Genomic DNA, 13,571 nt, shown 5'->3' on the forward strand with positions numbered 1-13,571 from the left:
CGTGGGCAGGCGCCCACCGGACCTGCGGGACCGGGACGACCGCCTCTGGGGTACGGACGCGGGCCCGGGGATCGTGGGATCGCAGGTACTCGTGGAACGCACGGCCGAGGAGGTGGCAGAGATGCCTCGGATCAGGATCGCCAGGCGACCCGCTCACCGGCAACCGCGCCCTCCGCTCGACCTGCGCACTCCCGGTGGCTGCCCGCTGCCGTACTGACGCCGGGTCGGCACCTCGGCCCGGCCGAAGGCGTCCGGCTCTGCCGGGCCCTGTGTCGCCCGAGGCCCTGTGTCGCGGAGCATGACAGGAAGAGGAGGCGAGACCCCATGCAGGCAGTGATCGTGTACGAGAGTGTGTACGGCAACACCCGCGAGATCGCCGAGGCCGTCGCGGAGGGTGTCCGCAGCGCCGAGCCGGAGGCGTCGGTGAGTTGTGTCCCGGTCGCCGAGGCGGGGCAGGACGTGACCAGGTCGGCCGACCTGCTGGTCGTCGGAGGTCCGACCCACATGCACGGGATGTCCTCCGGACTCAGTCGCAGAATGGCGAAGCCCGCCGGGCCCACGGGGCACGCGGCGCACACGGCCGGAGCCCCGCACGAGCCCGAGGCCGGGGGCCCGGGACTGCGCTCCTGGTTCCACGACCTGCCGAAGACCGAGACCGGCACCCACGCCGCGGCCTTCGACACCCGGGCCGGCTTCCGGATGAGCGGCGGCGCCGCCAACGGGATCGCCCGCAGGCTCACACAGCATCGCTACGACGTGACGGTGGAGCCCGAGGGCTTCGTCGTCGAGGACGCCGAAGGTCCCCTGCGCGCCGGGGAACTCGACCGGGCCAGGGCATGGGGGGCCGGGCTCGTCTGACGGAGCGCCCGGCGCTCCCCCGTGCCCCGTAGGGCTGCCCCCGGCCCCGGGGACAGCCGGGGTGGCCCTGCACACGACCGGGCAACCCGAACCGGAGCGGCCCCGGTCGCTCCCGGTTCCCCGCAGGTCCAGCTGCTCGACTGGGAGGTACGGAACCCTCCCCAGTCGTCCGACACCCTACGGAGGCGACCATGAAAGCCGTATCGGGGACCGTGTCACCGTGGAAGGCACCCGGCCCGGCACCCCGCGTCGGGACGGCCGGATCGTCGCCCTGCACCATGCCGACGGCAGCCCGCCGTACGACGTGGAGTGGTCGGACGACGGACGGACGTCGCTGTTCTTCCCCGGCCCGGACGCCCACCCGCACCACCTCCCTCACAGCGACCGCGAGGAGGCGCCCGTCGAACCTCCCGGCGCGGTGAGTCCGAGGAGGTGGCACACCTTCGCCGACTGAGCGCTCGGCCGGGCGGACCCGGGCCCGGCCGGTGGTCCGCCCCGGCGGACAGGGGACGCGAGCCCGACGACCCCGTCCGCGACGATGCCGCCCGCGGAGCGGGCGGCATCGTCGCGGAGCGGGCGGCATCGTCGCGGAGCGGGCGGCATCGGGCGCGTTCCCGTGTGCCCCCCGGCTGCTTGCGCCGTACGAGCCGCACACCGGCAGCCGGTGTGCGGGTGGGCCCGTCAGACGTTCCTGATCAGACGACCGGTCACCTGGGCCGGGACGATCCGGATCCAGAGGTCGCGGATCCCGGCCGCCCAGGGCTTCGCGCCCGGCTGGGACACGAGCCGTGCCGCGGTGCCGTCGTCGATCCGTTCGGCCGTGCCGACGACGAGCACGCTCCAGCCCTCGCTGTCGCCTTCGTCGACGCGGTCCGCCTCGAAGGCGACCTCGCCGCCCTCGGTGGCTGCCGCGGCGCCCGTCGGGGATGTCCGGTAGACGACCGAGTGCGCATCGACGAGGTAGTTGACGGGGAGGATGGCGGGGCTGGACCCCGAGGAGAGGGCCACCCGCCCGATGCCGTGGTCGGACAGCCGGTCCCAGCACTCGTCGGGGGTGAGCGTCATCAGCGTGGGGTGCGGTCCGGGGGGAGGCTGCCCCGGCGGGAGGTCGGTGCGTCCCTCCAGCAGTTCGTCGTGGGTCACCCGCAGGACGGCGGCCAGCCTCAGGACGGCTGCCGGGTCGAACGCGTCGCCCAGCTCCTCCAGATGCCGGAGGTACCGGGGTGACATGCCTGCGCTGCTCGCCAGTTCCTCACGGGTGAGTCCGAGCTGTCTGGCCCGCAGCGCGATACGCCTGGCGACCTCATCCGGCGGACGGGCGGCCCTGTCGGGCTTCTCGGACCGGGGGATTCGCTCGTTCACGGCCGTCCATCTCCTGTGGTCGGGCTGTTCCGGCCGCCCGGTCGATCGCACGGCACGTGAGCCCGTGGCCCGCCGGAGCGGCGACGGACAGCACGCTCGGTGCCCCGGCCCCGTGGAGGTACCGGTGCCATGGTGCTCCTCCTTCACGGGAGGGCCGGCACGTGCTCGGGGCGCGGAAGCGGAGTCATGATCCGAACCGTGTGCCGGTGACGAATTCCGGATGGATGCTCAGGTAGCCCGTGACCGGTCGGTGCCCCCACGACCGTGGGCCTCGGCGGCACAGCGCCTCGACCGCCACGGGATCGGTCACCGGCCGGGACCGGCCGACGACGAGTACCGTCCAGCCGCAGAGTGTCCGCTCGTCGAAGAGGTCCGCCTGGAAACCGACCACGGCCCCGTCCATCACCTCGGCCCGCCAGCTTGCCGGGACGGGGACGACCACCTCGCCGACACCGTCCAGTGTGAAACAGGACGGGGTCACCGCGGGCATCGCGTCATCGGTGTGGATGAGGCGCCCGATCGCCGTCTGCCGGAGCAGGGCGAGGCTCTGCTCCCGCGTGCACTCCTCGGCTGCGGCGCGGCCCGCCTCCGGTTTCGCGGAGGCACCGTACGGGGTGTCAGAACGGACCACGGGGTCCACCTCCGAGCGCTGCGGCTTCAGGTCCACCGGCAACGGCGCCGGATCGTGCCGGTTCCGGTGGCAAGTGCGCCATGCGGACCGGCGCACATGGTGCGGGCCTCCTTCGGTGAGTCCGCCGGCCAGAGCCTCCCCACTGGCCAGCATGCGCGTGCCGGTCGTCCTGCGCTGGGGCCTCCCGGTCCACCGGGGTGCGCCGAACGGCCCGCTCCTGCGTTTCCCGTCGGCGGGAGCCTCATCCGGGAGACGAAGCCGAAGCGCCCGCAGCGGCAGCCCGAAGGCGCCTTCCTGACGGTCCGTCGGTGCGGTGGCCGCCGTCAGCTCCCGGCGATGCCCCGACCGGTCCCTGTGGGAAGGGCCTTCCCCGGCCCCGGGTGGCGGGCGTGTTCGAAGTGGTGGACATGGGCGTCGGGACCTGGGAACACCAGGGAGACCCGGCCGGTGTCCGACCAGCGGACGTCGTACGGGGGGGTGCCGTCCTCGTGGTGCAGGGCGACGACCTCACCGTCCCGGCGGGGCGCGCCCGTGGTCGGGCCGTCGATGACCAGCCGGTCCCCCACTGCCGCTTTCATGGTGGTCTCCCTCCTGTCCGCGCACCTGACGGGCCGCCGCCCGGTCTACGCGACACGGCCCGGGTGCCTCTCCACCTTGCCTCGCGCGGCCGTACCCGGTGCTGGGCCCTTCGGACCGGTCCGGGGGCCGTTCGGCCCTGATCGGCCGGCACCCGGCGGGTGAGCGGTGCGTCCGGTGAGGAGAGCCTGCGGCCGCACTCCCGCTGCGGGTCAGCCCGATCGCGTCGGCTGCTCCGGCGGGGGAAGCGGAACCTGCCACACCAGCCGGGTCCCGCCGTCGGGGCCCGCACCGGCCCGGAAGGTCCCGCCGAGGCGCTTCGCCCGCTCCGCGAGGTTGGCGAGCCCGCTGCGGGGTCCGCCGGCCGGGAGGCCGACGCCGTCGTCGGCGACCGTCAGGTTCAGCTCCCGGCCGGCGCTCAGGGCCACGCCGACCCTGCGGGCGTGCGCGTGGCGGACGGTGTTCGACAGGGCCTCCTCCAGCACGGCGACCACGTCGTCGGCGACCGGCAGCGGCACGCGGGCGTCCAGCAGCCCCTCCATCCTCAGGACCGGGGTGAAGCCGAGCCCGGCGGCTGCCCGGTCGACCGCACCGGCCACCCTGCTCCGCAGTCCGCGGGCGGCGGGTCCGCGTTCCCTGGCCCGCAGTCCGAAGATGCTGGAGCGGATCGTCCGTACGGTCTCGTCGAGGTCGTCGATGGCGCGCAGGACCCGGTCCGACGCCTCGGGGTGGTCGATGAAGCGTGTGGCCCCCTGCAAGGTCATGCCGGTGGCGAACAGCCGCTGGATGGCCAGGTCGTGCAGGTCCCGGGCGATCCGGTCGCGTTCCTCCAGCAGCGCGACCTGTTCGGAGTCCCTGCGGCGTTCGGCCAGCTCCATGGCCAGGGCGGCCTGCCCCGCGAAGCCCGCCAGCGGGGCGGACTCCTCCGGTCCGAAGACCGGCCTGCCCGATGCCCTGGCCATCAGGAGCACACCGCGGACACCGCCGGCCACGGTGCCGATGGGCACCGCCACGGCTGGGCCGAGGCCCGCCCAGCGGGGCGGCCCGGCCGTGATTCTCGGGTCCCGCTGCACATCGACACTGGTGACCAGTCCACCCGCTTCCAGGGCGGCGCCCATGAAGGACCCCTCCCTCGGCAGGACGAGCCCCCGGTGCACGTCGGCGTCCGTGCCGACGGCCACCCGCACCTCCAGGGAGGAACCGTCCCGGACGGGCAGGGCGACGACGGTCAGGTCGGCGCCGGCGATGTCGGCGGACCGTGCGATGAGCAGGTCCAGCACCTCCTGCTGGGAGCTGCCCGACAGCAGGAGGCTGGTGACCTCCGCGCTCGCCGCCAGCCAGCGCTCGCGCAGCCTGGCCATCGTGTAGAGCCAGGCGTTGTCGATGGCCACGCCGGCGGCGACCGCCAGTGTCGAGACGACCGTCTCGTCCTCGGCGTCGAACCCGGTACCGCCGCGCTTCTCGGTCAGGTAGAGGTTGCCGAACACCTTGCCCCGGATCCGGATCGGCACCCCGAGGAAGCTGTGCATGGGCGGGTGGTGGGCCGGCAGGCCGTAGGAGGACGGGTGGTCGGAGATCTCCGTCAGGCGCAGCGGCTCGGGGTGGCGGATGAGTTCGCCCAGCAGGCCGAGTCCGCGTGGGAGCGGGCCGATGCGCTCGATCTGCTCCTGGGTGAGGCCGACCGGGATGAACCGCGACAGCCGCCGGTCGTCGCCGATGACGCCCAGCGCCCCGTACTCGGCGTCCACGAGTTCGACGGCGGACTCGACGATGTGGTGGAGCACCTGGTCGAGGTCGAGATCCCGGCCGACCGCGAGGACCGCCTCCAGGAGGCTGTTGACACGCTCCCTGGTGGCATGCGCGGCGTCCAGCCGTGACCGGAGTGCGCTGAGCAGGTCGTCGAGGATCGGCTGAGCGGGGTGGGTGGGGGTGGAGCCAGGCTCCGGGGATGAGCCCACCGCACACTCCGTTCGTGCGAGCCGTAGCTGCCGATGCCCCCGGACACCAGGCTAGGCCAGCGGAGTGCGGTCGTCCTTCCGTGCTGATCCCCACGGGTGTGCGGTCGTCCCGCCGGTCGGGCCCGCTCAGGCGGTGGTGCGTCGCGCCCGACGCGCGTTCCCGGTGCTCAGGCGGGCGGCCGCGAAACCGGGCGGCGCCGCCATGCCGGCGGCGACGAGGTCCGGCCAGGCCGGCGGCCGGGTCCAGGACCGCCCGGAGGAACGGCACGTAGAGCGCCGCGCAGGCGAGCCCGGCGGAGGCCAGGACGGCTGCGGGCACCGGCTCGGCTCCCGTCGCGACGGCCCCGGCTGCGGCGGTCACCGGCCGTCATCACGGCCCTGTCGTGGGGCCCGGTTCCGGGCCGCCCTGGTCGAGGCGGAACGGCGGGTAGGTGTCGGTCATCAGCGCGGCGTACGCGGCGACCCGCAGCACCCAGCGGTCGAGGCCGACGACGAGGTCGAAGATCCCCAGAGGGTAGCGGCCGGTCACGGCGAGGGCGACCCCGGCGAACAGCACCAGGAGTCCGACGAGGCCGCCGCCGGACCAGCTCTCCCGGCCTCCCCCGGCGAAGACCGCCACGAGGGCGTACTGCGGGATCGCCAGCAGCCACCACTTGACCAGCACCAGGCCGCGCGAGAGCTGCTCCGGGTAGGCGATGTCCAGGTACGCGGGGTAGTCGGGTTCCTCGGCGAGGGTGAACGGCGGGTACCGGTCGGTGCCCAGCGCCCCGTAGGCGTAGTAGGACACCCGCCAGGACCACCGCAGCACGCCGAGGTTGAAGTCGAAGACCGGTCGCGGGTAGCGGCCGGTGAAGAGGATCGCGAAGAAGGCAAACACGCTCAGGAGGACGAAGGCGATCCAGAGGAAGAACAGGGCGATCCAGTGCGGGATCGCCAGGATCCACTTCACCAGCCACAGCCAGCGGGACAGCGGCAGGTCCAGCCGCGCGTCGACGCGCACCGGCCCGGCGGTCATCGGGAAGGTCATGCGGGTCATCTCCCTGCTGATCGGTCCGTGCAGCCGGAGAAAGAAGGGCTGCCCCGGCGCCGACGGCTCGTCCGGCCGGTACCGCTCACGGCAGGCCGAAGCCGCGGTCTTCGGGGTCCAGGACGTCGGGGGCGGCCAGGCGGGGTGTCGGCGCCCCCTCCGGCCCGTAACCGAGGCGGACGAGCACCTGTGCGTGACCGGGGCCCTGCCGCGGGTCACGGACGATCCTGCGCAGCTCCGGCCACTCCATGGCCTGGTGCAGGAGCGAGGCCCGGATCCGGTGGACGGTCGCGACCAGGAGCACGTGTTCCAGTGCGATGCCGGCGCGGAGCCAGTCCGCCGGCGTGTCGCCCCGGGTGGTGAGGACGGCGATGCACGGCTCGGTCTCGAACCGGGCCGGCGGCAGGGGCTGCGGGGGGTGGGTGGCGGAGAAGTCCCGCATCGGCATCCGCCCTGCGCTGTCCTGCGGGCCGAGTGCGGCAGGGGGGATCCCGTACGCGGGTGCGTCGGGTCCCTGGATCCAGCTGCGGCTCTCCGTGCTGCGTGTGGGGTCCGTGGTGTTGCGGCGCTCGGCTTCCGCGGTGAGTTCCAGCAGCCGGGTTCTCTCCTCGCCGGCCGGGAAGCGCAGCAGGGCTTCCTCGGCCCGCGCGGTCTCGGCGAGTTCGTCGAGCACGGCGGCGGGGACGGGTGGGCCGGTGAACGGGGTCCGGACGGTGTGCCGCCGCCAGATCGCGCCGTACAGGTCCTCGGTGCTGGTGAGCCGGGCATGGGAGGGCTCGTCCAGCTCGACCTCGGCCAGCAGGTCGGGTTCGGAGGAGTCGGGCAGCAACCGGACACGGGGTGCCCAGCCGAGCCGGCGGGCGGCGACGCGCAGGTTGAGTACCGCGGCTCCCACCGAGATGTGCAGCGCGCGGCCGTCCGGGTCGGTGACCGGCAGCGCGCGTTCCCGGAGGGCGCGTACCTGGAGCGTCGAGGTCTCCGGGTCCAGCCGGAAGTGCCAGGGCTGGCTGTTGTGGACGGACGGCGCGGCGACCGCGGCGGAGAGCAGGTTCTCCAGTGCGGCGGCGTCGAGGGCCAGGACGTCCATGGCGTTCTCCCTCTGTCGGTGGTCGGCCCGGTGTCAGCCCGGTGTGGGCCCGTTACGGCCGGATCGCAGGGTGTCCAGGCGGTGGCGGTACTCGTCGGCGTCGATCTCCCCGCGGGCGAACCGTTCGGCGAGCAGTTGCTCGGGCGGGGGCGGGACGGCCTGCCGCTCGGGTGGGGGCTGCTGGGGCGCGCGGCCGAGGTTCCGGGTCAGGGTGACGGCGACGAAGACCAGCAGAGCCAGTACCAGCAGCATGCCGAAGGCCATCAGGCCGAAGCCCCAGCCGTTCATGTCGTGGTCGTTCCAGTACCTCATCGCGGGCTCCCGGTCGTGGGGGCGAGGCTGTTGCCTCACTCCCACGGTGCGCCCGGTCGCGGGGTCGCGGCTTGGGCCGACCGGCTCAATCCGCTGGGCCGGGCGGGCTCGGCTCAGTGCGGCCGGGTCGGGTGCTGCCCGGTGTCGGCGCGGGCGGTGTCGGCGCGGGCGGTGTCGGCATGGGCGGCGATCACGGCGGCCTGGAGCCGGCGTTCGACGCCGAGCTTGGCGAGCAGCCGCGACACGTGGTTCTTCACGGTCTTCTCGGCGAGGTAGAGCTCCCGGCCGATCTCCCGGTTGGTCCTCCCCTCGCCCACCAGGGCGAGGATCTCCCGTTCGCGCGGGGTCAGCTGCGACAGGGCGCTCCCGGCATCCGTCTCGTCGTGGTGGCGCACGCTCTCCATCAGCCTCCGGGTGGTGATCGGGTCCAGCATCGACTGCCCCGACGCCACCGTGCGCACCGCGCTGACCAGGTCCGCGCCCTTGACCTGCTTGAGGACGTACCCGGCCGCACCGGCCATGACCGCGTCCAGCAGGGCGTCGTCGTCGTCGAAGGAGGTCAGCATCAGGCACGCCAGCCCGGGCATCCGGTCGCGCAGTTCCCGGCAGACCGTCACCCCGTCGCCGTCCGGCAGTCTGACGTCCAGCACCGCGACCTCGGGCCGCAGGGCCGGCACCCGGGCCAGCGCCTGCGCACACGTCCCGCCCTCGCCGACCACCTCGATGTCGGGTTCGGCCTCCAGCAGGTCCCGCACGCCGCGCCGCACCACCTCGTGGTCGTCCAGCAGGAACACCCTCACGGCCTGCCCCGACTCGCGGGCCTCGGTCACGTCCATGGACTGTCTCCCGAACCGGACGGCGGACACCTGCTCCGATTGTCCCCGCACCCCGGCCGGAGCGCGCACCGCCGGAGCGGACGGTCCCGGAGTGCGTCGTACGGGGGCGGCGGCCCCGACCTCGGCGCCCACCACTCCGGGGGCTGCCCGGTACCGGCGGCGCGGGGCCGTGCTGCGCAGCTACCGGCTGACCGGCACCGGCGAGCGGCTGGTCGACGGCATCGCGGTCGGCGAGGCCGTGGGCGTGGGCCCGGTGCTCTCATGTCCGCCCGTCACCTGCCCGCGCGGTAGGCGTGCGGGTGCTCGACGCGGACGTCGGTGTCGTCCTCGGCCCAGTCGAGTGTCTGGTGCACCGAGACGACACCGTCCACGGCCCGGCACAGCTGCTCGGTGATCGGGATCATGCTTCGGCGCGGCAGCCGTCCGGTGAGGGTGACCACGCCGTCCTGCACCGCCGTCCGGACGTCGCCGGGGGCCAGCCAGAGGGTCTGGCCGAGGACGTCGTGGTCGATCTCCTGGCGGATCGCGGCGTCGTGGCGCAGGAAGAGCTGGAGCAGGTCGCGGCGGCTGACGATGCCGATCAGCCGGCCTGCCTCGTCGACGACGGGAAGCCGCTTCACCTTGTGCCGGTCCATGACGCGGGCGGCCTCGGGGATCGACCAGCCCGCACGGGCGGTGACGGCCGGGCTCGTCATCAGCCCGCCCGCGGTCTCGGCCTCCGCCCGGGCGCGGTCGCGCGCATCCAGCCAGCGGCCGGGTGTACCCCCCTCGACGTCGGGCAGGACGGCCTCCTTGCGGATCAGGTCGGCCTCGGAGACCATGCCGACCGGACGCCGCTGGTCGTCGACGACCGGGATCGCGGTGATGTCGTTGCGGTGGAAGAGCCCCGCGATCTCCTTGAACGGCGTGTCGGGCCCGGCGGTGACGACCTCCTGGGTCATCACGTCGTGGACGCTGCGGTGCTGCATGGTCCTCACCCCTTCGCGGGTAGCCGTACCACTCCACTGTCCGGCGGGCACGGCGGCCCGCACAGGGCCGTTCGGTCCGGCCACCGGGCCGCAACGGCCCAGGAAGCCGGACCGGTACCGCGCCGGCATGGGAGCGAGGAGGCCACCGGGAGGACACGATGACGACAGCCGGCAGCGCCCCCCTCCCCCGGAGCCCCGGCCCGGCCTCCTCACCTTCCTCGGCGGCGTCGGGACCGTCACGGGCAGCAAGTTCATGGTGGAGACCGACCACGCCCGGATCATGGTCGACTGCGGCCTCTTCCAGGGCCTGGCCGAGCTGCGCCGCCGCAACTGGCGTCCGCTGCCGCTCGATCCGGCGGACATCCAGGCCGTGGTGCTCACCCACGCCCACCTCGACCACTGCGGCTACCTGCCGCGCCTGGTCCGCGGCGGGTTCCGGGGGCCGGCGCTGACCCCGGTCCGCGTGGACAGCCCCATGGCGCTGGCCGCCCTGCAGATCTACCGTGACGCCTTCGCCGCCCGCTCCCCGGAACTGCGCCCCGACGTGCTGGACGACGGCGCGACGGCCCTCGATCCGGAGCCCTTCAGACCGATCCACTCGCTGCAGGAGTCGCTGGCACTGGAGCGCGCCGCCGGGCCCTCGGTCCTGGTGTCCGCCTCCGGCATGGCCACGGGCGGCCGGGTCGTCCACCACCTGCGCCGGCTGCTGCCCGGCCCGCGCAACACCGTGATCGTCGTCGGCTACGCGGCGGCCGGCACCCGGGCCCGCGACCTGGTGGACGGCGCCGAGGTGCTGAAGATGTACGGCACCTACGTGCCGGTCCGGGCCGAGATCGTCGATGTGCCCGCCTTCTCGGCCCACGCCGACGCCGCCGAGGTGATCGACTGGCTCCGCACCGCACCGCCCCCGAGCGCCACCTACCTGGTGCACGGCGAACCCGGGGGCTCCCGGTCGCTACGCGACAGGATCGACCGCGAACTCGGCTGGACCGCCGTGGTCCCCCGATCCGGTGAGCGCGTCCTCGTACGCTGAGCGGAGGTCCGGCGGCGGCACCGTGTCTCACCGCTCCTCGTCCTCCGGGACGTCCGTGCCCGGCAGTCTGCGCAGCCGGCGCAGGTACGGGTCGAAGACCGGCGGGGGCTCCAGGCGGATCCTGGCGTCGACGCACACCAGCCCGTCGGACCTCGCCGTCACGGGGTTGAGGTCGGCCTCGGCGAGTTGCGGGAGGTCGGTGGCCAGCCGGGACAGCGCGGCGAGCATCCGCTCCACCGCCGCCAGGTCGACGGGCTCCCGGCCCGGCCGGCCCAGGAGCAGCGGGGCGCTGCGCAGTTCGGTGACCATCGTGGTGAGGTCGCGTTCGGTCAGCGGGGCGAGCCGGGCGGACCGGTCGTCGAGCACGTCGGTGGCGGTGCCGCCGAGGCCGAGGACGACCAGGGGGCCGAACACGTGGTCCTTCACGACGCCGGCGAGCAGTTCGAGGCCGGGCGCGGCCATCGGCTGCACGACGACGCCGGCCATCCGGTCGCCGAAGTGCTCGGTGAAGTCGCGGTACACCGCACGGACTTCGTCGTCCCCTGCCAGCCCGGTGCGGACGGCTCCCTCCACGCTCTTGTGGACCTGCCCCGGCCAGTAGGCCTTCACCGCGACCCTGCCGTCGTGGCCGGTGCGGCACAGCGACCGCGCCGCGAGGACGGCGGTGTGTTCGTCCCGGGCCCAGAGGGACGTGGTGAGCGGGAGCCCGTAGCACGCGAGGAGCCGGGAGGTCGCGTCCGGGTCGAGCCAGCCGCCGCCGGGACGGGCGGTGAGGGGGTCGTCGGCGATCCGCCGTGCCGCGTCCGGGTCGGTGCCGGTGGCCACGGCGTCGCGGGCGGGCGGTTCGGCCAGCCACCGCGCGCGGTCGCGGGCGTGGGCGAAGGCCCGGGCGGCGGCGCGGGAGTCCGCGTAGACGGGGAGGAGATCGCCGTCCGCGCAGGGGAGGTACCGGACCGGCACCTCCTGGCTGACCAGAACGGCGGCCATGGGGATCTCCCTCCTGGCCGGTGCGTCCAGCAGGGCCCGGACCGGGTCGTGTCCGGCGTCCACGGTCAGGGCGGTCGGCACCAGGCAGACCAGCAGGGCGTCCACGGCCCGGCTGCGCGCCAGCGCGTCGATGCAGCCGCGCACCTCCGCCGGGTCGGCGGCCGCCGTGGTGTCCACCGGGTTGGTGGCGCTCGCGCCGGCGGGGAGGAGGCCGAGCAGGTCGGCCGCCAGGTCGGCGGGCAGGGTCGGCAGGAGCAGTCCGGCCTCGGCACAGGCGTCGGCGGCCAGGATGCCGATGCCACCGGCGTTGGAGACCACGGCGACGGTGCCGCGGGTGCCGGGCAGCGGTTGGCTGTGCAACAGGGCCGCGGTCTCGACCAGTTCGGCGATGCTGCGGGCCGCGGTGATGCCGGCCTGCCGGAAGAGGGTCTCCCTGGTGACGGTCGGGGTCGCGGCGGCGGCCGTGTGCGACGCGGCGCCCCGGCGGCCGGCCGCGGAGCGGCCGGCGTCGACGGTGAGCACCGGCAGTCGGCGGGTGACCCGGCGGGCGGTGCGGGCGAAGGCGCGCGGGTTCCCGAAGGATTCGAGGTGCAGCAGGACCAGGTCGGTCAGACCGTCGCTCTCCCACCACTGCAGCAGGTCGTTGCCGCTGACGTCGTACTTGTCCCCGAGCGAGACGAAACCGGAGACGCCGATGCCGAGCCAGGTGAGCCGCTCGATCAGGGCGATGCCGACTCCGCCGGACTGCGCGGCGACCCCCGCGGTGCCGGGCAGCGGGAACGCCCCGCCGAACTCGGCGTCCAGCCGGACCGCCGGGTCGGTCTGCGCGATGCCGAGACTGTTCGGGCCGACCAGGCGCATGCTGTGGCTGCGGCAGGCGTGCACCAGTCGACGGGCGACGGCGGCGTCGAGGCCGGACGTGAGCACCACCAGGGCCCGGACCCCGGCCCGGCCGCACTCCTCCGCCGCGCCCGCCACCGCGGCGGGCGGAACCGCGATCACCGCGAGGTCGGGCACTCCCGGCAGGCCGGCGACCGAGGGGTACGCGGGCTCGCCCGCGACCGTCCCGGCACGGGGGTTGACCGCCCACGCCGGGCCGGTGAACCCCCCTTCACGGATCTTGGTCAGGACGGTCCGGCCGACCGACCCGGGCCGCCGGGACGCGCCGACGACCGCGACCGAGCGGGGCCGCAGCAGCGCCGCGAGGCTGGCCACGTCGGCGGTTCGCCCGCGCTCGTCGACCGCCTCGCGGTACCGCTCGTCGGCCTCGTCCAGCGGGACCCGCACCCGGATCTCGCCCTGTTCGAGCTTGCGGCGGACGGGCAGTCCGAGGTCGGAGAAGACCTGGTGGACCGCCCGGTTGCCGGCCAGGGTGTCGGCCTCGACCACGTGGACGCCGCGCTCGCGGGCGGCGTGGAGCAGGTGCTCGACGAGCAGGGTCGCCACGCCGCGGTGCTGCCACGCGTCCGCGACGGAGAGGGCCAGCTCCGCGGTGTCCTCGCGGCCGGCCCCGGCCTCGTAGTCGGCCTCCCCGATCAGCTCGCCCCCGGCCCACGCGCCCAGCGCCAGGAAGCCGGGGCGGGGCGGCCCGCAGAGGCGGTCGGCGGCGATCTGCGGCGCCGTACGGCTGACACCGAAGAAGCGCATCCGGCGGCTCGCCTCGGACATCCGGACTTCGTGCAGGTCCAGTGCGGCGGCCCGGTCCCGTGGCCCGAGCGGCCGGATGAACGCGGTCGTGCCGTCGGCCAGCAGGACTTCCGCGGCGGACGGCAGGTACGGAGCGGTGGACATCTGCGGCTCCCTCGGTCCGGCCCGGCCACGGCAGGGCGGCCCGTGGCGGGTCCGACTCCAGCGTCCGCCCGCACCGCCGCGCCGCGCCAGGGCCGGTCGGCCCCGAGCGGACCTTCGGCGCCCGGCACGTGTCCGGCAGGGCCGG

At 74.7% G+C, this 13,571-nt stretch carries 13 protein-coding genes; 3 read left to right on the top strand and 10 right to left on the bottom strand.

Going from position 1 to position 13,571, the window contains the following annotated elements:
* Window positions 1-324: 324 nt before the first annotated feature.
* Window positions 325-858 (top strand): flavodoxin family protein, encoded by a 534-nt coding sequence (locus tag OG335_RS05065; protein WP_405009775.1) that lies wholly within the window; start codon window positions 325-327, stop codon window positions 856-858.
* A 61-nt stretch (window positions 859-919) separates the two neighbouring features.
* Complete coding sequence (locus OG335_RS05070; RefSeq protein ID WP_405009776.1) at window positions 920-1,312, top strand: DUF1918 domain-containing protein; 393 nt, start codon at window positions 920-922, stop codon at window positions 1,310-1,312.
* Window positions 1,313-1,539: 227 nt separating this feature from the next.
* On the opposite strand, the gene OG335_RS05075 is transcribed toward OG335_RS05070, so the two are convergent.
* From OG335_RS05075 to OG335_RS05115, 9 genes are all read right to left on the bottom strand, one after another.
* Window positions 1,540-2,220: a helix-turn-helix domain-containing protein gene (locus tag OG335_RS05075; protein WP_405009777.1), complete on the bottom strand. Its 681-nt coding sequence runs from the start codon at window positions 2,218-2,220 to the stop codon at window positions 1,540-1,542.
* Window positions 2,221-2,404: 184 nt separating this feature from the next.
* Complete coding sequence (locus OG335_RS05080; RefSeq protein WP_405009778.1) at window positions 2,405-2,851, bottom strand: pyridoxamine 5'-phosphate oxidase family protein; 447 nt, start codon at window positions 2,849-2,851, stop codon at window positions 2,405-2,407.
* A 323-nt stretch (window positions 2,852-3,174) separates the two neighbouring features.
* The gene (locus OG335_RS05085; RefSeq protein WP_405009779.1) at window positions 3,175-3,429 is read right to left on the bottom strand and encodes a DUF1918 domain-containing protein; all 255 of its coding nucleotides are present in this window, start codon (window positions 3,427-3,429) and stop codon (window positions 3,175-3,177) included.
* A gap of 210 nt (window positions 3,430-3,639) precedes the next feature.
* Entirely contained in the window at window positions 3,640-5,385 is a 1,746-nt protein-coding gene (locus OG335_RS05090) for a GAF domain-containing protein (RefSeq protein WP_405009780.1), read from the bottom strand.
* 370 nt (window positions 5,386-5,755) lie between these two features.
* Window positions 5,756-6,412 carry a DUF4389 domain-containing protein gene (locus OG335_RS05095; RefSeq protein WP_405009781.1) on the bottom strand — a complete coding sequence of 219 codons (657 nt, stop codon included), beginning with the start codon at window positions 6,410-6,412 and terminating at the stop codon, window positions 5,756-5,758.
* An 85-nt stretch (window positions 6,413-6,497) separates the two neighbouring features.
* Entirely contained in the window at window positions 6,498-7,499 is a 1,002-nt protein-coding gene (locus OG335_RS05100; protein ID WP_405009782.1) for an Acg family FMN-binding oxidoreductase, read from the bottom strand.
* 33 nt (window positions 7,500-7,532) lie between these two features.
* Window positions 7,533-7,811 (bottom strand): SHOCT domain-containing protein, encoded by a 279-nt coding sequence (locus OG335_RS05105; RefSeq protein WP_405009783.1) that lies wholly within the window; start codon window positions 7,809-7,811, stop codon window positions 7,533-7,535.
* 113 nt (window positions 7,812-7,924) lie between these two features.
* Complete coding sequence (locus OG335_RS05110; protein WP_405009784.1) at window positions 7,925-8,647, bottom strand: response regulator; 723 nt, start codon at window positions 8,645-8,647, stop codon at window positions 7,925-7,927.
* A gap of 272 nt (window positions 8,648-8,919) precedes the next feature.
* Complete coding sequence (locus OG335_RS05115; protein ID WP_405009785.1) at window positions 8,920-9,615, bottom strand: CBS domain-containing protein; 696 nt, start codon at window positions 9,613-9,615, stop codon at window positions 8,920-8,922.
* A gap of 253 nt (window positions 9,616-9,868) precedes the next feature.
* On the opposite strand from OG335_RS05115, the gene OG335_RS05120 reads away from it, so the two are divergent.
* The gene (locus OG335_RS05120) at window positions 9,869-10,648 is read left to right on the top strand and encodes an MBL fold metallo-hydrolase RNA specificity domain-containing protein (RefSeq protein WP_405009786.1); all 780 of its coding nucleotides are present in this window, start codon (window positions 9,869-9,871) and stop codon (window positions 10,646-10,648) included.
* Window positions 10,649-10,675: 27 nt separating this feature from the next.
* Here the strand turns inward: OG335_RS05120 and OG335_RS05125 are convergent, their stop codons facing one another.
* Window positions 10,676-13,426 (bottom strand): GNAT family N-acetyltransferase, encoded by a 2,751-nt coding sequence (locus tag OG335_RS05125; RefSeq protein WP_405009787.1) that lies wholly within the window; start codon window positions 13,424-13,426, stop codon window positions 10,676-10,678.
* Between the last annotated feature and the right edge of the window lie 145 nt (window positions 13,427-13,571).

The sequence above is a fragment of the Kitasatospora sp. NBC_01539 genome, assembly GCF_045040525.1.
In the GTDB taxonomy this organism is placed as follows: Bacteria; Actinomycetota; Actinomycetes; order Streptomycetales; family Streptomycetaceae; genus Kitasatospora.